General features: G+C 50.4%; 18 protein-coding genes and 1 pseudogene. 13 read left to right on the top strand and 6 right to left on the bottom strand.

Annotation, left to right across the window (positions count from 1 at the left end):
- The first annotated feature begins 513 nt into the window (after positions 1 to 513).
- Positions 514 to 1,347 carry a thymidylate synthase gene (gene thyA, locus EKO24_RS09905; RefSeq protein ID WP_127030147.1) on the top strand — a complete coding sequence of 278 codons (834 nt, stop codon included), beginning with the start codon at positions 514 to 516 and terminating at the stop codon, positions 1,345 to 1,347.
- A 157-nt stretch (positions 1,348 to 1,504) separates the two neighbouring features.
- The gene (locus EKO24_RS09900; RefSeq protein ID WP_127030148.1) at positions 1,505 to 2,119 is read left to right on the top strand and encodes an inorganic pyrophosphatase; all 615 of its coding nucleotides are present in this window, start codon (positions 1,505 to 1,507) and stop codon (positions 2,117 to 2,119) included.
- 120 nt (positions 2,120 to 2,239) lie between these two features.
- On the opposite strand, the gene EKO24_RS09895 is transcribed toward EKO24_RS09900, so the two are convergent.
- Entirely contained in the window at positions 2,240 to 3,256 is a 1,017-nt protein-coding gene (locus tag EKO24_RS09895) for an asparaginase (protein WP_127030149.1), read from the bottom strand.
- A gap of 45 nt (positions 3,257 to 3,301) precedes the next feature.
- Here EKO24_RS09895 and EKO24_RS09890 point away from each other — a divergent pair, with 45 nt between their 5' ends.
- Positions 3,302 to 3,793 (top strand): dihydrofolate reductase, encoded by a 492-nt coding sequence (locus EKO24_RS09890; RefSeq protein ID WP_127030150.1) that lies wholly within the window; start codon positions 3,302 to 3,304, stop codon positions 3,791 to 3,793.
- A gap of 112 nt (positions 3,794 to 3,905) precedes the next feature.
- Here the strand turns inward: EKO24_RS09890 and EKO24_RS09885 are convergent, their stop codons facing one another.
- Together EKO24_RS09885 and apaG are read right to left on the bottom strand one after the other, a co-directional pair.
- On the bottom strand, positions 3,906 to 4,751 hold the full coding sequence (locus EKO24_RS09885; RefSeq protein ID WP_127030151.1) for a symmetrical bis(5'-nucleosyl)-tetraphosphatase: 846 nt from the start codon (positions 4,749 to 4,751) through the stop codon (positions 3,906 to 3,908).
- A 2-nt stretch (positions 4,752 to 4,753) separates the two neighbouring features.
- Positions 4,754 to 5,131 (bottom strand): Co2+/Mg2+ efflux protein ApaG, encoded by a 378-nt coding sequence (gene apaG / locus EKO24_RS09880; protein WP_127030152.1) that lies wholly within the window; start codon positions 5,129 to 5,131, stop codon positions 4,754 to 4,756.
- A 71-nt stretch (positions 5,132 to 5,202) separates the two neighbouring features.
- Between apaG and EKO24_RS09875 the strand changes: the two genes are divergently transcribed.
- The 7 genes from EKO24_RS09875 to EKO24_RS09845 all read left to right on the top strand — a co-directional run bounded on the left by EKO24_RS09875 (position 5,203) and on the right by EKO24_RS09845 (position 14,527).
- On the top strand, positions 5,203 to 5,733 hold the full coding sequence (locus EKO24_RS09875; protein ID WP_127030153.1) for an ankyrin repeat domain-containing protein: 531 nt from the start codon (positions 5,203 to 5,205) through the stop codon (positions 5,731 to 5,733).
- An 18-nt stretch (positions 5,734 to 5,751) separates the two neighbouring features.
- Positions 5,752 to 7,131, top strand: a complete 1,380-nt coding sequence (gene mpl, locus EKO24_RS09870; RefSeq protein WP_127030154.1) for a UDP-N-acetylmuramate:L-alanyl-gamma-D-glutamyl-meso-diaminopimelate ligase — start codon at positions 5,752 to 5,754, stop codon at positions 7,129 to 7,131.
- A 116-nt stretch (positions 7,132 to 7,247) separates the two neighbouring features.
- A complete protein-coding gene (gene trpD / locus EKO24_RS09865) occupies positions 7,248 to 8,264 on the top strand; it encodes an anthranilate phosphoribosyltransferase (protein WP_127030155.1) in 1,017 nt (338 codons plus the stop codon).
- Between the two features lie 14 nt (positions 8,265 to 8,278).
- The gene (trpC, locus tag EKO24_RS09860; protein ID WP_127030156.1) at positions 8,279 to 9,079 is read left to right on the top strand and encodes an indole-3-glycerol phosphate synthase TrpC; all 801 of its coding nucleotides are present in this window, start codon (positions 8,279 to 8,281) and stop codon (positions 9,077 to 9,079) included.
- Positions 9,080 to 9,822: 743 nt separating this feature from the next.
- Positions 9,823 to 11,631, top strand: coding sequence for a sensor histidine kinase (locus EKO24_RS09855; RefSeq protein WP_206667252.1), 1,809 nt, complete (start codon positions 9,823 to 9,825; stop codon positions 11,629 to 11,631).
- Complete coding sequence (locus EKO24_RS09850; RefSeq protein ID WP_127030158.1) at positions 11,616 to 12,305, top strand: response regulator transcription factor; 690 nt, start codon at positions 11,616 to 11,618, stop codon at positions 12,303 to 12,305. The genes EKO24_RS09855 and EKO24_RS09850 overlap by 16 nt, the downstream gene beginning before the upstream one ends.
- Positions 12,306 to 13,225: 920 nt before the next feature.
- Positions 13,226 to 14,527, top strand: coding sequence for a lipase family protein (locus EKO24_RS09845; RefSeq protein WP_127030159.1), 1,302 nt, complete (start codon positions 13,226 to 13,228; stop codon positions 14,525 to 14,527).
- A 15-nt stretch (positions 14,528 to 14,542) separates the two neighbouring features.
- Here EKO24_RS09845 and EKO24_RS22575 read toward each other — a convergent pair whose 3' ends face one another.
- A complete protein-coding gene (locus EKO24_RS22575; RefSeq protein ID WP_127030160.1) occupies positions 14,543 to 14,761 on the bottom strand; it encodes a hypothetical protein in 219 nt (72 codons plus the stop codon).
- A gap of 138 nt (positions 14,762 to 14,899) precedes the next feature.
- Here EKO24_RS22575 and EKO24_RS09835 point away from each other — a divergent pair, with 138 nt between their 5' ends.
- The 3 genes from EKO24_RS09835 (at position 14,900) to EKO24_RS09825 (ending at position 17,696) form a co-directional block, all read left to right on the top strand.
- Positions 14,900 to 15,700 carry a glycosyl hydrolase family 18 protein gene (locus EKO24_RS09835; RefSeq protein ID WP_127030161.1) on the top strand — a complete coding sequence of 267 codons (801 nt, stop codon included), beginning with the start codon at positions 14,900 to 14,902 and terminating at the stop codon, positions 15,698 to 15,700.
- 180 nt (positions 15,701 to 15,880) lie between these two features.
- Positions 15,881 to 17,062, top strand: coding sequence for a hypothetical protein (locus EKO24_RS09830; protein WP_127030162.1), 1,182 nt, complete (start codon positions 15,881 to 15,883; stop codon positions 17,060 to 17,062).
- Positions 17,063 to 17,333: 271 nt separating this feature from the next.
- A complete protein-coding gene (locus tag EKO24_RS09825) occupies positions 17,334 to 17,696 on the top strand; it encodes a hypothetical protein (RefSeq protein ID WP_127030163.1) in 363 nt (120 codons plus the stop codon).
- 62 nt (positions 17,697 to 17,758) lie between these two features.
- Here EKO24_RS09825 and EKO24_RS22570 read toward each other — a convergent pair whose 3' ends face one another.
- Positions 17,759 to 18,112 (bottom strand): YdcA family protein, encoded by a 354-nt coding sequence (locus EKO24_RS22570; protein ID WP_127030164.1) that lies wholly within the window; start codon positions 18,110 to 18,112, stop codon positions 17,759 to 17,761.
- Positions 18,113 to 18,174: 62 nt separating this feature from the next.
- A pseudogene (locus EKO24_RS09815) lies at positions 18,175 to 18,965 on the bottom strand (transposase).
- Between the last annotated feature and the right edge of the window lie 242 nt (positions 18,966 to 19,207).

Raw genomic sequence — 19,207 nt, 5'->3', positions numbered from 1 at the left:
AGGCTGTTTTTCCTATGAGGAAGGTATTGCAGGAATACTAGATAATGATGTTGTATCCAATAGGCGAGATGATATGAATCGTTTCTTTTCTGTTTGTTGATCGCTGCCGGCTTAAAGCTGAATTGGACAACTTGTCCGCTCAAACCCTACTTATGCCCTTTGGGTATAAAGCTGAGTCGAGCGGCGTATCCGCTCATACGAATCTTATACCCTTTGGGTATAAGATTAGACTCAACCTAAGCGGCCTCAAAAATTCATAAATAAAATATCTTTGCGCCGGTGTTTACTTATTAAACATGGTAAAATTTTAATTATTGGCATTACCTTGTAGCGGAACCAATAGGTATTTATAGCGTGAAATATAAAACTGAGTTGAGCGGCGTGTCCGCTCAAACCCTACTTATGCTCTTTGGGTATAAAACTTATTGAACGTGCGAATATAGGATAATATTCCTGTCGAGATACCCAACTGATCCGTACGTTTTGTCGCCCTCCAGAGTCATAAAAAAACACATGAAGCAATATTTGGAATTATTAGATAAAATCTTGGCTGAAGGTCATCAAAAAGGCGACAGGACCGGTAGCGGTACGCTGTCTATTTTCGGGCACCAGATGCGTTTTTCGCTGGCGGAAGGTTTTCCGCTAGTGACAACTAAAAGGATACACCTCAAATCAATTATTTATGAATTGCTTTGGTTTTTAAAAGGCGATACTAACTTGGACTTTTTGCATCGGCATAATGTGAGTATCTGGAACGAATGGGCCGATGCAAACGGCGAGTTAGGCCCTGTGTACGGGCATCAATGGCGTTCATGGCCGGCGCCTGACGGCCGGCATATCGACCAGATTCAACAAGTTATCGAACAACTTAAAAAAACGCCGAACAGCCGCCGGATAATCGTTTCCGCCTGGAATGTTGCGGATTTGCCGGATGAGAGTATCAGCCCGCAGCAGAACGTCGCGTTAGGAAAGATGGCCTTGGCTCCCTGCCATGCATTTTTCCAGTTTTACGTCGCCGGCGGCAAACTGTCTTGCCAGCTTTACCAGCGCAGCTGCGACACGTTTTTGGGCGTTCCGTTTAATATTGCCAGTTATGCGTTATTGACGCATATGGTCGCCCAGCAGTGTGATCTGGACGTCGGCGATTTTGTCTGGACCGGGGGCGACGTGCATCTTTATCTTAATCATCGGCAGCAGGCTAATTTACAGTTAAGCCGTCAGCCTTATACGTTGCCGCTATTGAAAATAAAACGCAGGCCCGAATCGATATTCGATTATCAATACGAGGACTTTGAAGTCGTTGACTATCAAGCGCATGAACATATTAAAGCGCCGATTTCTATTTAATGTTTATACCCAAAGGGCATAAGTTTCGTATGAGCGGATACGCCGCTCGACTCAGCTTTATACCCAAAGGGCATAAGTAGGGTTTGAGCGGACAAGTTGCTCAACTTAGTTTTAAGATAGGTGCTGTCCATTTCTCTAAGAAAACCAACCATTACTCATGAATATACAATACAAAGCGCATCCTTGGCACGGCATCAGCCCTGGCAACAATACACCGGACGTCGTGACGGCCTTCATTGAGATTGTGCCGTCGGATACCGTTAAGTATGAAGTCGATAAAGAAACCGGCTACCTTAAAATCGACCGGCCGCAAAAATTTTCCAACACGGTTCCTACGCTTTACGGCTTTATTCCGCAGACCTATTGCGCGGACAGGGTTGCCGAATATGCGGCATTAATGTCCGGCAAGCCGGTTACCAAAGGCGACGGCGATCCGTTGGATATTTGCGTTTTAAGCGAGCGTAGCGTGACGCACGGCGATATTCTGTTACAGGCCGTTCCGGTCGGCGGTTTTCGCTTGCTGGACGGAGGCGAGGCCGACGACAAGATCATCGCGGTCATGAAAGGCGACGAGTTTTACCGGCAATGGCGCGACGTGTCGGATTGTCCCGAATCGTATATCAACCGGCTGAAGCATTATTTTTTGACTTATAAACAGTTGCCGAGCGAGAAGAGTTCCTGCGAAATAACCAATGTGTACGGCAGGGAAGAAGCGCATGAAGTGATCAGGCGCTCGATGGAAGATTATCAAAGTCGTTTTATTGCCGAATAAACTTTAAGACCTTCCAGTTAAGACGACTGCCATGGAGATCAGAAGTGCTGGAGCCGCCGGGAGCGGCTCCAGTAAAAACCTGGAAGGTCTACGCCGCGATGTTTATCCGCACAAGCCCGGCTAAAGGTGTTCGCCGGCAACATCCGCATCGATAAAATCCATTATTTCTTGCCGATGATCGCAATTGCCGTAAGCCAACAGCAATTTCACATAAGCAGCCTCAATCGACATGTTCCAAATTATTTTTGCGCCTTGCTCAATTAGAGCTTGGGTACTTTGATAGGCATCGGCCGATTTAAGCGCCGGAGCAAGATAAACGCTAATGCCTTGCTGTTTGCAGCGCTTGATGAATTCAAGCAACGAATAGTTTTCGCCCCATTGCAATGAAGCGCAAGCGGTGCCGGAGTGGTATAGGTCATGCAAAACAGCATCGGCATTGTTCAGGTTAAAACTGCCGTAATCGAGCCCCGGATAGGGTTTGATCATTAAGATGCGCGCCGAAAAATCGGCTTTTAGCGGGACATGCCGGGCCGGCGTTTGCTGCTCCGGGGGATTCGGCAATGAAAACTGCCGGTTTTCAAATCGCATATAGCTTTTGTCCTGCACGCTGAAAAAATCGCCGCTGAGTTGTAAAGAACAGGTTAGGCGGGAGCCTCGATGCAATTGGGCCGTTTGTTGTTGGTTTCGATACGGCACAAAAACACCGGTTTCATTTCTTTGCAGGATAAACTCAACGGCGCAGATAAAGTTTTCAAGCCCGTTGGCTTTGGCATGAGCCAACGGATAATCGCTGGAAACCAACAGCATTGGAATGTCGATCGCGTTAAAGTAAAAACTCAAGGCGCAGGCCGTATAAGCCAGCGTATCGGTGCCGTGAGTAACGATAATGCCGTCGTATTGATCGGGCCGGGCCGTTTCTATGGCTTGAATCAGCGTATTCCAGGCAGCGGGAGCAAGATTTTCGCTTAATATCTGTAACGGCTGGATCGTGTCGAAATGGATTTGCCGGTGATTTTCATAATGCTGTTCAAACAGCCGGATCAATTGGAACGATGTGCTGCCTTCGGTATTAATCGTGCCGCCAGTTGCAACAGAGCCAATCGTTCCGCCGGTAAATACAACCAGTATATTTTTCATAGTATGATGGGTAGCAATAAATTACTAAAAGCATACTGCATTAAAATGAAAATATCACTTATCGTCGCGATGGCTAGCAACCGGGCCATCGGCCTGAATAATCAAATGCCCTGGCATTTATCCGCCGACCTTAAAAAATTCAAGAAAATAACCATGGGCTCGCCGATTTTGATGGGCCGGAAGACCCATGAATCGATAGGCCGGCCGTTGCCGGGACGCACCAATATCGTTATCAGCAGGAATCCGTCCTATAAACAACCGGGTTGTCTGGTGTTTAACGATATTAACGAGGCGCTGGAAAGTTGCCGCGATAGCGGCGAAGTGTTCATTATCGGCGGTGCGGATTTTTATAAGTCAATGTTGCCGATTGCCGATACGCTCTATTTGACGCAAATACATAAAGACTTTCCCGGCGACACGTTTTTCCCCGAAATTGATCCGGATCAGTGGATCGAAGTGGAGCGTGAAGATATACAGGACGATGCCGATGCCGGCTTCAGTTACAGCTTTTTGAAGCTGGAAAAGATGAAGAGATAGAACACGGATGAGACGGATTTGGCTGATAATCACGGATAAATTATTAGAACATTTTAAAAATCCGTTTAAATCCGTCTAATCAGTGTCATCCGTGTTTCATCTATATTTTAAGCTAACTCGGCACAGCCAAGTTATTCTTACGCGGTTTTTTAGCTTCCGGGCAATCAATGCTAAAACGCTGCATCTGTTCGCCCAACTTTAACGCGGTCAATTGGCCGCCCCAAAGGCAGCCGGTATCAATCGCGTAACAGTTTGCCCCTTCGTAATATCCCAAAGACGACCAATGTCCAAAAATAATACGCATGTTTGCGCTTTTACGTTTGGGCACTTCGAACCACGGCATCAGGTTTTTGGGCTGTGAGCCGGGAGGCCCGTTATGGATAAAATCCAGTTGGCCTTTCAGATCGCAATAACGCATCCGGGTAAAGCAATTAACGATAAAGCGTAATCTATCAACGCCTTTCAAGCTCGATGACCACAAGTTAGGCTTATTGCCGTACATTTGATTTAAAAACGACTGATAGTCGTCAGACCTTAACACTTGCTCCACCAGCGAAGCCATTTTTTGGGTTTTTTTCAAATCCCATTGCGGCGGAAGACCGGCGTGGAGCAAACAAAAATCATCGTTGGAATGAAACAGCGGCCGATGCCTTAGCCAGTGAATCAGTTCGTCCCGGTCAGGCGCTTCAAGAATTGGCAGCAACGAGTCTTTTTTATTGGCTATTTTGGGCACGCAAGACGCCGCCAATAAATGCAAGTCGTGATTGCCCAATACGGTAACCGCCGAATCTCCCAGTGACTTGACGAAGCGGAGGGTTTCTAAAGATTTGGGACCGCGGTTAACCAAGTCGCCGGCAAACCACAGTTGATCGGACTGTGCGTTAAAAGAAACAGTATCGAGGAGCCTTAATAATTCATCAAAACAGCCTTGAATATCGCCTATAGCATAAATAGACATCTCTAATGCAGGGTTCTTGGGATAGATAAGGTAAACCGGGGCACATCGGCGCGGAAATCATCGCCATCGTCCGAATGCATCGTATAAGCGCCCTGCATGGTGCCGACCGGCGTTGCTATCATAGCGCCGCTGGTATAGCGGAAAGATTCTCCGGGTTTGAGATAAGGATGTTCGCCGATGACGCCGTCGCCCCTGACTTCCTGTACCTTGCCGTTGGAATCGGTAATCAGCCAATGGCGCTGCAGAAGCCTGGCCGGTATTTCGCCGACGTTAGTAATAGTGATCGTATAGGCGAAGACATAGCGGTCCTCTTCCGGAGAGGATTGCGCTTCAATAAAAAAAGGCGTGGCTTCAACTAATATTTTGTTTTTTTCGTTCATTATTAGATCATATAGGTTATATGTTGAATATTTCATCGTAACTTTTCATTAAACGCAAGCGACTATTCAGTATGAAATATAGAGACTGTTTTCTAATCTTGTTATTGGCCTTGTCCCTGGCTGCCCAGGCGGAAGACGCAAAAGATTTATTTGCCGCGGCGATGATGGGCAAGCTTGAGAGAACGGAAGCTTTACTCGCGCAAGGAATCGACGTTAACGGAAAGACGGCCAGCGGCCGTACGGCGTTGATGGCCGCGAGTTTCAACGGCAATGTAAAGATTGTTAAAGCATTGCTGGCCTATGGCGCCGACGTCAGCATTGCCGATAATTTGGGAACGACCGCATTGATGGATGCAGCGGTTTTTGGCGATGAAGAGATCGTCAATTCATTGATTGCAGCCGGTGCCGATGTGAATGCGGTTGATAAACAGAATGCGACTGTCATGGCCAGGGCAAAAAAAATCGGCCATGAAAAAGTCATTAAAATACTCGAAAAGGCCGGGGCAACGGATGAGAAAAAAGAAGAAGAACAAACACCGATAGAGGATGCGAAAGCGGCTCCGAAAGACGGTGCAGGCGCGAAACCGGCAGAAAAAAAATAACCAAGCAAGGACAAGACATTGCATATTCATATCTTAGGCATTTGCGGGACTTTCATGGGCGGATTGGCCGTGATTGCCCGGCAATTGGGCCATGAAGTCAGCGGTTCCGACCAGAACGTTTACCCGCCGATGAGCACGCAGCTCGAACAGCAAGGCATCCGGTTGATCGAAGGCTACCGGGCCGAAAACCTCGACAGCAACCCGGACCTGGTCATCATCGGCAACGCGTTGTCACGCGGCAATCCCGAAGTCGAAGCCGTGCTGAATCGCGGGCTGCGCTACGTGTCCGGTCCGCAATGGCTGGCCGAGCATGTGCTGCAAGGTAAATGGGTGCTGGGCGTCGCCGGCACCCACGGCAAGACCACAACCACCAGCATGTTGAGCTGGATACTCGAACACCAGGGCTTCAAGCCGGGCTTTTTGATCGGCGGCATCCCGTTGAATTTCGGTATTTCGGCGCGCCTGGGCGAGTCCGATTTTTTCGTACTCGAAGCCGACGAATACGATTCGGCGTTTTTCGACAAGCGCTCCAAATTCGTCCATTACCGGCCCCGGACCGCGATTTTGAACAATCTCGAATACGACCACGCCGATATTTTCCCGGACCTGGACGCAATCAAAAAACAATTCCACCATCTGGTCAGGACGATACCGGGCGAAGGCCTGATTATCAGCCCGAAACGCGAAGCCAATATCGACGACGTGCTGGCGATGGGCTGCTGGACGCCGGTGGTTCGGTCGTCGATCAACAGCGATGCCGGCTGGAACGCCGAACTGGTCAACAGCGACGGCAGCGAATTCGACATATTCTTCGACCGGCAATTGCAAGGCCGCGTCCAATGGGCATTGACCGGCGAGCATAACGTTTACAACGCATTGTCGGCGATTGCGGCCGCGAAACACGTCGGCATTCTGGCGGCCGATGCGATAGCCGCGCTGGCAGCGTTCAAGAACGTCAAGCGCCGGATGGAAGTCATCGCCAACATTCCTGCCCTGAGCGGAGCCGAAGGGAATGGCGTGACGATATACGACGACTTCGCCCACCATCCGACCGCGATCCAAACCACGCTGGACGGTTTGCGCAAACAAGTCGGCGCCGAGCGCATCGTCGCTATCGTCGAGCCGCGCTCGAACACGATGCGCCTGGGCGTGCATACCAAAACGCTGGCCGAATCGCTGAGTAATGCCGACCTTGCGCTGATCTACCAGCCGGACGGATTGGGCTGGGATTTGGGCGCGCTGAAAAAATACGCCGGCAATATTGAAATCTGCACATCGCTGGACGAGATTATCGCCAAGCTCAAATTCGAAGCGCGCTACGGCGGACATTTCGTATTGATGAGCAACGGCAGCTTCGGCGGCATTTACCAGCGGTTGCAGGATGCGTTGACCAGCTGATTTTTGATAATCGCAGTCCACGAAAAGCACGAAAGACACGAAAAACGTTTTTCGTGCTTTTCGTGTCGCCTAGAGGCGCCTACTTTTGGCTTTCGTGGACAAATAAATAAACTCATATGCAAATACAACAAGCCCTGCAAGCCCTGCTGAACAAGCAAGACCTTAGTTCCGAACAAATGCGCGCCGTGATGCGCCAGATCATGACCGGCAACGCAACCGACGCACAGATCGGCGGCTTTTTGATCGCGTTGCGCTGCAAAGGCGAAACCGTCGACGAAATCGCCGCCGCGGCCGAAGTGCTGCGCGAGTTGGCGACCAAAGTGCCGGTGCGCGGCGACCACGTCATCGATACCTGCGGCACCGGCGGCGACGGCGCGAACACGTTCAACATCTCGACGACTTGCGCGTTCGTCGTCGCCGCGGCCGGAGGCCAAGTCGCCAAGCACGGCAACCGCGCGGCTTCGAGCAGTTGCGGCAGTGCCGATTTGCTCGAAGCCGCCGGCGTGAATCTGGATTTGAACGCCGAGCAAGTCGCGGACTGCGTCAACCGGATCGGCGTCGGCTTTTTGTTCGCGCCGAAACACCACGGCGCGATGAAGCACACCAGCAACGCCCGCAAGGAAATGGGCGTCAGGACTTTATTCAACCTGCTCGGGCCGCTGTCGAACCCGGCCGGCGCGCCGAACCAGTTGATCGGCGTGTTCGCCAAACAATGGGTCGAGCCGTTGGCGCAGGTGCTGAAAAAACTCGGCAGCAAGCATGTGCTAATCGTCAACGCCGACGACGGCCTCGACGAAATCAGCATCACCTCGCCGACGACGGTCGCCGAACTGAAAGACGGCAATGTGAGCACTTATACGATCACGCCGGAACAATTCGGCTTGCAGCGCGCCGGGTTGGGCGAGTTGGCCATTACCGATGCGGCGACCAGCCTGGAGATGGTAAAATCGGTGCTGGAAAATAAAGCCGGCCCAGCCCGGGACATCGTCGCGCTGAACGCGGGAGCTGCGATTTACGCGGCCGGCATTACCGATTCGTTGAGCGCGGGCGTGGACAAAGCCCAACAACTGATCGCCAGCGGCGCCGCGAAAGCCAAATTCGACGCGTTGATCGCTTATTCAAAAAACCAATAACAATGACGAGAGCCATGACCGATACGCCAGACATCCTAAAAAAAATCCTCGAGAAAAAAGCCGAGGAAGTCGCCAAACGCAAATTAGCGATGACAGTCGCCAACCTGGAAGAAGTTTCCGCCGGCGTCGAGAGCCCGCGCGGCTTCTACAATGCGCTGCAAAGCAAGGCCTTGGCGAAAAAACCGGCGATTATCGCCGAAATCAAGAAAGCGTCGCCCAGCCAGGGCGTGATCCGGGAGAATTTCCAGCCGGTCACGATCGCCCAGGATTACGCGATGAACGGCGCGGCCTGTTTGTCGGTATTGACCGACAAGGAGTTCTTCCAAGGTGCCGAAGTGTACCTGCAAATGGTCCGCGAACGCTGCCCGCTGCCGGTGTTGCGCAAGGATTTCATGATCGATACTTACCAAATCCACGAAGCGCGCGCGTTGGGTGCCGACTGCATCCTGCTGATCGCCGCCGCGCTGGAGGACGGGCAAATGCACGAACTGGCCGACGCCGCGGCCAAACTGGGCATGGACGTATTGGTCGAAGTCCACAACGCCGAAGAACTGCAACGCGCGTTAACACTGGACACTAAATTGATCGGCATCAACAACCGCAACCTGCGCACGTTCGAAACCTCGCTGCAAACCACGCTGGACCTGAAAGCCGATATTCCGGCCGACCGCCTGATCGTCACCGAAAGCGGCATCCATAAGCCCGAAGACGTGCAGTTGATGCTGGACAACGGCATTTACACCTTCCTGATCGGCGAAGCGTTCATGCGCGCGGAAAGTCCGGGACAAAAGATGCGGGAGTTGTTTGGTTTGTAGGTTAAAGCCTGCGGTAAGCTGAACATTCATTGCTATACCCATCTCGATACAAGCCGGAGTAAGGCTCTCCAAACTTGCTCGAACCCGTCGGCAAGCGCCGGAGAGCCCTTGCCGACGAGACGCGTTGCGGGAACGGAACAAAGCGTTTTATCAAGAACCATGGCTCCTTCCAGACGCGTGACGACGATTGCTCGATAGCGATTTAAGCGGTTGTAATCGTGGTATAAATTCCAAAGTAGCGATAAGATACCAAAGTTTTCAAGGATGACGACATTGGTATCGCTGCAAGCTCTAATCCGATATAAAAAACGCCAAAACTCCAGCCAGGCTTCCGGCCGGGCAAATATAACCGCAGCTCGCGGCTGGGAAACGGGGCGTTAGAATTTTAAGCAACTGATTTTTAAAGATAGAATTTAGGGAGCCGACGGAAACTCAAGCCGATCGATAGGCTTGCATTACGTTTAGTCGCACTCTTACGAAGCAAGCTATCTAAAATTTTCGAGCGTTTTGGCGTGCAAGCTCCGCTTGCAAAGTAGTAGGCGGCCGAAAATGCGAGCGCCTGGCCGCAACTGCTCCAGTCAGTTCTTTATTCACCACATCCCTGCGGCTTAGCAATACCGGAGCAGTCGGCAAGGCCAAGTCTGCCTTCCGGCTTTAGAGACAAAATTGAAAACTTATATCCTGGCAACTTTTAGTCCGATCATTGAATCATGCGTTCTCTTCCCTTTCTTTTGCTTTTGGCGATGGTCTGGAGTTTCTGTTCCGTTGCTTGGGGCGATGACTTCATTGTCTCGCGCACCGTTCTTGAAGACCGCTCCGGCACATTGTCGATAGAAGAAGCCGTTCAGGCAAAGTTCCTACCCTCTGAACCTATTCTATCCAAAGGTTATACCGATTCAGTCCACTGGTTACGTATCGTAGTGCGACCGCGCGCTGACGGCGGCGAACTGATATTGCGTATTCGTCCCGCTTTTCTCGATGAAATAAAACTGTACGAAGCGGCCCCCTCCGTTCCTGGCGGATGGAAAACCCGCGTTACCGGCGACCGCACGCCTTATTTGGAACGCGAAAGGGCGTCTATGGTATTGGGCTTTACGATCAAACCGACCCAGCCGGAAAATGTCTATTATTTGCGGCTCAAAACCACCAGCACTTCCTTGCTGAATGTCGAAGCGCTCGCCCCCCATCAGGCCCAGATCAAGGATATGCGGCTCACTCTGTATCAGACGGTATATTTGGGCTTCATGCTGGCGCTGCTGGTCTGGGCCGTCAACGATTACCTGTCCAGCCGCCAACGGGTGGTAGCCTGGTTCGGTTTTCACCAGGCTACCTATATTGCCCTTAACTTCGCGTTTCTGGGCGCATTCGCGCCGCTGCTCGAGTCCTATCCGCCGGATTTGGTCGATCATCTGACCAGCCTTATGGTATGGGCTAACTGTTTATTCTCCGCGATATTCCATCGCGTACTGCTGGCGCCTTTCGCGCCGTCGAAATTCATCATGCGCGGATTCGATGCGATGGTTCTGGTGATGTTGAGTGAATTAGCGATCATGGCCTTCGGCTATGTGCGCCTTGCATTGCATATCAACGCGCTGATGGTTGTGTTGTTTATTCCTGTCGGACTTGCCCTCGCTTTCAGCACGCGTAAAGACGTTATTCCCGGCCGCCGTGTCCTGCGCACGGTATACAGTCTGCAAGCCGTTTCGCTGGTGATTTCCCAATTACCGGTGTTGGGCTGGGTCAAGGCTATCGAATGGAACTTGAACGTCATATTGGTACTTGGCTCTATTACGGCGAGCCTGATGTTCATTCTTTTGCACCTTCGCTCCCGCCAGTTGGTGCATGAAGGTCAACAAGCGCTGCTGAAACTGGCGTTGACCCGGCAGCAGCTCGACATCGAACGGACCCAGCGCGAGGCACAAAACCGCTTCATGTCCATGCTGAATCATGAACTCAAGACGCCGCTATCGGTGATCCGCATGGCCTTGGGCATGAAACAAACAACGGCCGCCGTCAAAAATCTTGCCCAGCAATCGGTGCGGGACGTCGATGCGATCATCGAGCGCTGCCTGCAAACCGATCAATTGGAGCAGAAGCAGCTTGCGCCAAGACGCCAACCCTGCCGCGTAGACCAATTGCTCGCCGAACTGCGTAGCGCCAGCGCCACGCCGCAACGGCTGATGATTCAGTCCGAAACGCTGCCGGCGCTCGAAACCGACCCGCAACTGTTACGCATTGCCGTGGGCAACCTGATCGACAACGCGCTCAAATACGCCGAACCGCAAAGCGCCGTGCGTATCGATGTCAGCCTGTTTGAACACCAAGGGCGGAGCGGCATTCTGAAACGCATCGCCAACGCTTCCGGCACGGCCGGCATGCCCGACCCGCAGCGCGTATTCGACAAGTATTACCGCGCTCCCGGCGCCCAAGGCAAGACCGGTTCGGGGCTTGGCCTGTACCTGGTGCGCAGCGTGATCGAACAGCTTGGCGGCTGGATCCGCTATTGCCCTTTTGAAAATGAAGTAAGGTTTGAACTATGGATACCGCTCTGAACATCGTCGTGGTCGAAGACCATGACGCCTTGCGCGAAGTGACCGTCGAAGCATTATGCAACATGAACCATAACGCGGTCGGCGTCGATTGTGCCGAAGCGCTGGTTGACGAAATCGGCGCGTTTCCGATCGACCTGCTGGTCGTCGACCTGAACCTGCCGGGCGAGGATGGCATCAGCCTCGCGCGCCGCCTGCGAAGCGTGCAACCGGATGTCGGCATCATCATGATGACCGCGCGCAGCCAAATCAGTGAAAAACTGTCCGGCTACGAAAACGGCGCCGATCTGTACCTGACCAAGCCGATTTCGGTCGAAGAGCTTGGCGCCGCGGTAGGCGCCCTGGCAAGGCGGATAAAACGCCGCGAACAAGATCGTCCTGGGTTTGTGCTAAACCGATCCGGGTTATTTTTGCAAGGCTCCCAGGGCGGCGTCGGCCTTTCCGCGCATGAAGCGGCGATGTTGTCGGCATTGGCCCGTGCTCCTGGACGCCGGCTGGAATCCTGGCAATTGATTGAATTGTCCGGCAAAGCGGATGCGGACCTCAGTAAAAGCACATTGGAAGTCCAGATCGTCCGTTTGCGCAAGAAGCTCATGCAAGCGGGCGCCGTCGATCAACCGATCAAGGCTGTGCGTGGGCAGGGCTATCAGCTATGTATCGAGGTGACCGTCGCATAACGCAGCATTTTCCCGTTCCTTATGACGGAAAAAGATGCCTCAAACAACGCTCAGACGACCGGAGGAATGCCTGCCAGGGTCATACTCTGATTCTTCCACACTTAGCCCTTCCGGCTATCAACTATTCGATGAGTAAGGCAAAAAGTTTATTTGACTCCTCTTATCCCAACCTTCTTCACCAGGGAGAAAGAACTGCTCGTCCTTAACTTAATGATAGTGGCGCGTTACGCTTACCGCTACACACAACTCTGCCCAATAGTTACTTTGTCCCGTATTCGTGCCTTAACGGAATCTCCACTTAGCAGACTCAAGTTTTTACAATTTTGTTTTCAGCAAGGATATTTGAACCGTCACTGCTCTTGTTCGCATTCGTGCCGGTTTTATTGTATCGGGAGTGCAAACTTTGCTTGCGCTTACAGACGAAGCCTGTATTCCGATTACCGGCAATTTTCCGGCCGGTTTTCAAATTTAGGAAATAGCGGAAGGACGCATGGGAACGGGCTATATCTTCCTTATCACGACAAACCACATTTCTCAAAGGATTTCATCAGCTTGCCGCAATAAAAAGAATTTCCGAGCGAATCCGTTGGACGCATGATTTTCGTAGGTTTTTGTAGGGCTTCTTTTTTTTGATTGGTTATAGTCGATTTTAGGTCATCGCCAATGACCTCTGTAGTTCAACATATTAACAAATCACCTGAAACTAGGCAGCGCTGGATGGGCGTTTGGCGCGATGCATATCGTCCCGTCTCGCAAACGGTGTTAAACAATTCCCGGTTGCAGAAAAGCGCATGTCCAGTAGTGTTGGATAAGTGACGGGCGCAACCCTGTTACCCCGACCGAATGCTGGCTGAGTTCAAACCGAGGCTGGTGCCGTGTTTAACGTTGAGTTAATTTTTTAATAAATCGAGGTAGCAATAATGTCTTCAAATAGTTTCGATCTTACGCAAACCGTATTTTTGTTTAACTGGATTTCAAACAGCTCTTGCCATGTTACAGGCAGCGAGCAGAACGTAGCCGACTTTGTATATGACGCGTTGATGGATGGTAATGTTGGCAAAGCTTATCAAAATATTGAAGTTTCCGGTCTTATTAAAACACTTGGCCCGCAATTGATTGGTGGAGATTGGCAGGTTGTTTGGGGACCGGGAGTTTATGAGATAGATGTCCAAAGTGGAAAAGCCGATAATACTGCTTTTATCGTTTACAGCACGACGCAAGATGCATATGTCGTGGCAATTGCCGGTACCGATCCTTCCGCGTTCTTAGATTGGTTCGATGAAGATTTTGAGGTTGGCCCCAACGATTGCGTGAACTGGCCTGATCCGCTTGATAATCCGCCAACACCTGTTCCTGCCGATCCCGCACAAGCCCAGATTTCACTTGGAACAGCCGAAGGCGTTTATTACTTGTTGAATAAGTTGGTGCAATCCGGCTGTTCACCTAATGTAAATCAAACGCTTCAAGCGTATCTGTCCGAACTGGCGCCAACCTCTACTACAACGAAATTGATTTTTACTGGGCACAGTTTAGGGGGAGCGCTTGCGCCAACGCTGGCAAGCTGGTTCGCTAACTATAATGCTCACGACTGGACCGCTGGTACGCAGGTCTGCGCATTGCCGACGGCAGGACCTACGCCGGGAAATGCCATTTTTGCGAGTAACTGGGATAGCACTTTTAGCGTACAACAGGAGACCAACCTTAATAGCGGAAACCGCGTTAGCGCTCTAAACGCTCTCGTTTATAATATACAGGATATAGTACCTCATGCTTGGGAATACATTTATAACGCAACGCAAGCAACGGCTCCAGGTTCGATGCAGTATTATTCCTGGGATGACGAGACAGTTGCTGATATAACAGTTTCCATAAAAACCCAGCTTGCCGATCTTATTCCTGCGGCAGCCGATGCCCTGTATCTGCTTGCGAATATTTGTCAGGCTAAGGGGGATGGTGCCGATATGACAATGACGACGCATCGGATTCCTTGGACGAGTAGTTGGCCTCTTACTTATTATGCTGCCTCTAAGTCAAGCGCGTCGCCTACGCAACAAACATTTCCCCAGCCGCCAGCGTCGATTTCTGATTTTTCCACGGTAACCAGTTACTTGGGCATAATTCATGTTTGGGGGTATTTGGCGGCATTTGGTATCGATGTCACCCAGCCTCAGGTAGCCAGCGTACTGACTTATCAAGTTGTTCCTAATCAATCTTCCAGTTGATTTTCTGGCTTGATGTTAGGCGAAAAATAGCCCGAAAGGCAGACCTTCCAGGTCTTTACTGGAGCCGCTCCCGGCTGCACCAACACTTCTGACTTCCATGGATGGAGGAAATGCCGAGGACTGCCGGGAGCAGTTTCGGCCGCCATCCCTGGCAGTCGTAAAACCTGGAAGGTCTAATCCGTAGCGATGTCCGGCGACCGGCATATACCGTTTTGTCCACAATACCGCACGCATCGATTGGCAATTTCTCCGCTCTCCCGCGTTTCTTTGTAGGCTTTTGTAAGCTTTCTTTTTTTCGAGTGGTTATAGTCGATTTCAGGCTACAGCCAATGGCCTGCGTCATTCAACTATTCACAATGAAGAGGAATTTTCATGAGCTTTCCAACACCTTATGCCGGCACGTATTACCCTATTTACAACTCCGGCCCGAATCAATACATTCCCCCTACAGAAAGCATGCCGTTCGATAAGATAAGCGCCATATTTGTCGCGTTTGCCCATGCTTATCCTACCCAGGCAGGCGGTGCCGAACTTCAACTCGAGCAAGGCCAGCCGGACGAACCGACCCGGCTTCCACTCCTTACTTCTACTGCGCGTAAAGTAAATCCCGGCATTAAAATTCTTATTTCGCTCGGCTGGGGCAAAAATGACTGGGACTATATCAGTGACGATTACACCAGCGGCGTCAACAGTTTCCCGGCCAGTGTGGTCGCTCTTATCCGTCAATATCAATTGGATGGATTCGATATTGACGATGAAAGCATCGGCGGAAGTTCCGGTTTTATTACCCAAAGCAATTTTAATGCGGTTATTGAAAACATTCGCAATGCGCTTAATGCCGCAAGCACGAAAGACAACAAACCTTATTATTTCACGATTACGCCGGCCGGCGGATGCGCGCAGGTCGACAGTACCAATATGAAGTATTTCGATCTTATCAATGCCCAATGCTATGGCGGCTCGTTCCCGAGCGACTTAGAGGGTTTAGGTTATCCAAAGAACCAGATTGCCTGGGGTATCGATACCGAGCCGACAACGCCCGATTATCCGGCTCAGTCGGACTATGAAGGTTTGGCAGGGATATTCAATTGGACGTTATCGGCCGATAGCGCTCATAACTACGAATATACGCTGAAAATCGCTAGCGACGTCGGCTATCCGCCGTCGGCATAAGAATCAAAAATCGCCGTGCTTTTTTTATTTATTCGGCTTTTTTGACGACATAAGCCCGTGATTTTAAGGGCTAGGCCGGATCGCCGGTGATTCAGCAACTTCCGGACGCGTGCTAAAGGCCGCTTTAGTGCCGGCTTTCGCACGTTACGTTGAGTAACTTAAATAACCAGGTATACAAAAATGACTAACTATGCTACGCCGATTAACATACCGTTCGATCAAAGCATTACCGGAAAATTCAAGATCAAAATAGGAATCGCAAACCAAACAAACAACGCTTATAACTATGACGTCGGCTTGCAGGTGCAGATCGATACCGGCTCATGTGGTATCGTAATACCGGCCGCAGCCTTATATCAGCTGGTTGGTGGCAAAGCGGCAATATCCGCTATATCGTCCGCCTCCAAGGATTCAACAACCGGAACGACGACATACAACGCAACCCACCTTGCATCCCCGTTATTGCCCGGCGTTACCACGAAATACGAGCCGGCCGCTATTATCTATCAACCTTCCGGCGATTCGATAATCGGTTACTATTATTACGTCGAGGCGTTGGGCATAGGCGACGATGGCAACGGAAATCCACAAGTGATCGCTAAAAACGTAAAAGTGATCGGCGCGATCAGCGGTTGTCCTTTCATGATGGGCGTCGGCTTCGATCGTCCTATGATTGCCGATAATGCATTTCTGGCTAATCTGATTTCCGCCAAGGATGCTACGCTGCTCTATCCTTCCTATTATCTGGATCACCAAACAGTTCAGCTTGGCCTTAATCCCTCAAATCCGAACCCGTCTTCATTTGCGTTCCAAACGCTGATAACGCAGACCAAGGGCTCCGAAGGAACTTACCAAGACTGGAGTTGGAGTACGCCTCAGGGCACAATTGCCGTGACTGGCGCTAATGAAACAACATTATTGAAATCGACGCCGGTATCCCTGCTGATCGATACCGGGCTGGACCTGATGATGGTGAATAATATGGGAACTTTATTCCCTTCACCCGGCACAAATCCAGATTGGAATACCGCCAATATCGCGCTTGGAATTAATGCCAATAGCGGATCGGCGCCTAGTTTTAGCTTCCCATTGACAGGCACCGCATCGGCGCAGCTTTCCCCTGGCAATGCCGTCGCTACAACCGTATATACAACAAAAAATAGTGCTATAACGAACGGTAATGTCGCCTTATTGGATAACAGCAGAGTAAACACGTCAGCACCAACACTAGTGCATGTTATCAGCAATCCTGCTAACAACGCTTTCATCAATACCGGTTTCAACCCGCTGTTCGCTTACGGCATGGTCTTTGATCCGAGCAACAACCAGGTGGGCTTCAAATCTTTGGAAGCGGCAGATTAACCTGCAATCTTCATGTTGAAAGGACGCAATAGCGGAAAACCGCTATTGCCCCGCCGCAAAATAGTTTTATATACATGGAGCAACCGGCTTCATATTTATGCATTCGAGCGCGCTCGGCAGATAATCGAATATTTTTTCTATTAACGGAGTCTTAAAATGTCTAGCATTACAACACCAGTCCAAATTCCACTCTATATATTCCCTATGTCTAACGAAAACAGTTCTAAAAACGGAGGCGGTTCTAAAATTGGCATTAAAATGGGGATATAACATGCCAAAATCAGAATGGCGCAACTCATCGGCATGGATACGTGAAAATCACGGATCGGTTTTCAAGTTAGTGGATAATATTATTGAAATTCCAACTGGAACACAACCTAACTCACTCTTTCATGGCTGGAATACGGTCTGGCCCCGGCCTAAAGCAGCTGATAAACAGTCTTATTATCTAGAAGCCGAGGTTTTGGCAACAGATGATGGCATGTTCCAAATGGGTGTTAATTTTTATAAAAACCCTACAAGGGTCCCAGTTCCTGATACCAAGATACAAGCAGCAGTATCTAAGTGGATTTGCGCAGATCCTAGCAATTCTAGCCGATGGGTAACGGTGAGAACTCCTTTCCCATCGCATTAGTTGTAATTCGGCGTCAAAAATTTGCCAATTTTTTATAGGAACAAGTGTCAGACATCCGGATCTCAACGAAAATTTTTGGCACGAGCTTCGCTGCCAGTATCATGCTGAGCGTTATAGCGAAACTTCACCGGCACTCGCTGTCGGCAATCCAACCAGATAGCAAAGCCCTGATAGTCCAGCTCTAACAGTTCGTCTTGTCTGGTTATTTGGGTACTTGCTTCAGCAGTAGGGCTATCAACAGTATGAGCAAACTCTGGGTGGGATCGACTATAGCTGCCGTCGTTGCAAACAAATCTGGAACCATCGCAATGGGAAATTCCGCCTTTTTTGCCAGAACAGGGCATATTTTGTGCTTGTGCGATAAAAGGCAAAACAAGAATTACCACAAACACAAAAAGAAAAAGAAGTTTTTTCATTATGTTATTCGATTAACTTTTGTGATCTAGTAGTGACCTGAGTTCGGGATAAGCCATTAAGCTTACTGCAAGAGATTGACCTTGGTCAGAGACAATGTGGGCTTGTTGTCGGACAGGCAATAGGCAGCGATGCCCGCCATCAGGTTGACCATAAAATTAAAGTGAGAGCGGTGGCGGGTATGCTCAATTTGGCAGAGATTTTTTAATTCATCGAATACGGCCTCGATCAGTGAGCGGCGGCGCAGAATGGCTTTGTCAAAGTCGGTGCGGGGCACGGGTTTCATGTTTTTCTTCAGCGGCGTAATCAGTTGCAGCCCTTGGCACCGTTCAGGCATCGGCTTGCGATCATCGACATTGCCGGGCGTTAACTGGATTCGGAGCAATTCGCTTTTCGAATTAATGATGGCATGCAGCTTAAAGCCGTAAAACCAGCCCATCGACGTTTTGCCCCGTTCGGCATAGCCTTTGAAGACGTTGTGCCGCGGAATGCGCTTGTTGTCGCAGGCCGCAAGGGCGGTCGCATCGGCAATGGAGATTCCGTCGCATTGCCCCTTGAGAAGATCGAACAAAGCCGCTAGCGGTACCGCACAGTGGGACAGGAGTTCCACGCAACATGGGTAACTCGGCAGCTTGGGAAACTCGGCACGTAAATGGCGGCAGACATAACTCAGGTAAAAGGGCTTGAACTGGCGGTAGCGCAACTGATGGCGAGCGTCATCAGCTCCGCTAGGCTCAACAGGGCGGGCCGTTGGCGCCGATTCTTCCCCATCGCCAGCAAATGCCGTTGCCATGCCGGCTCAAATTCACGGCAAAAATCGTCGATCAGGCAATAAAGCTCAGTTAAACTGTCCATGAGCGCCTCCCGGTTCAGGTTAAGACTTGTTTGCGGAAACAAAATTTTACACGAAAAAGGCGGCGCTCATTCTCAGTTTTCTTATCCCAAATTCAGGTCAAATAGGGGAAAGCTGCCGTTTGACTAACTGGTAAAATCCAGTGAACGCGAGTCTATAGAACTGAATGAGATAAAAGCTCATCCAGAAAATGTTCCAGATCATGACTCATTAGATTTACATCTGATTCCACCATGTCCAACAT

The sequence above is a fragment of the Candidatus Methylobacter oryzae genome (assembly GCF_003994235.2).
Taxonomy (GTDB): Bacteria; Pseudomonadota; Gammaproteobacteria; order Methylococcales; family Methylomonadaceae; genus Methylobacter_A; species Methylobacter_A oryzae.
Note: the sequence above shows the minus strand (reverse complement) of the source record. Positions and strands in the feature narration are given on the sequence as shown.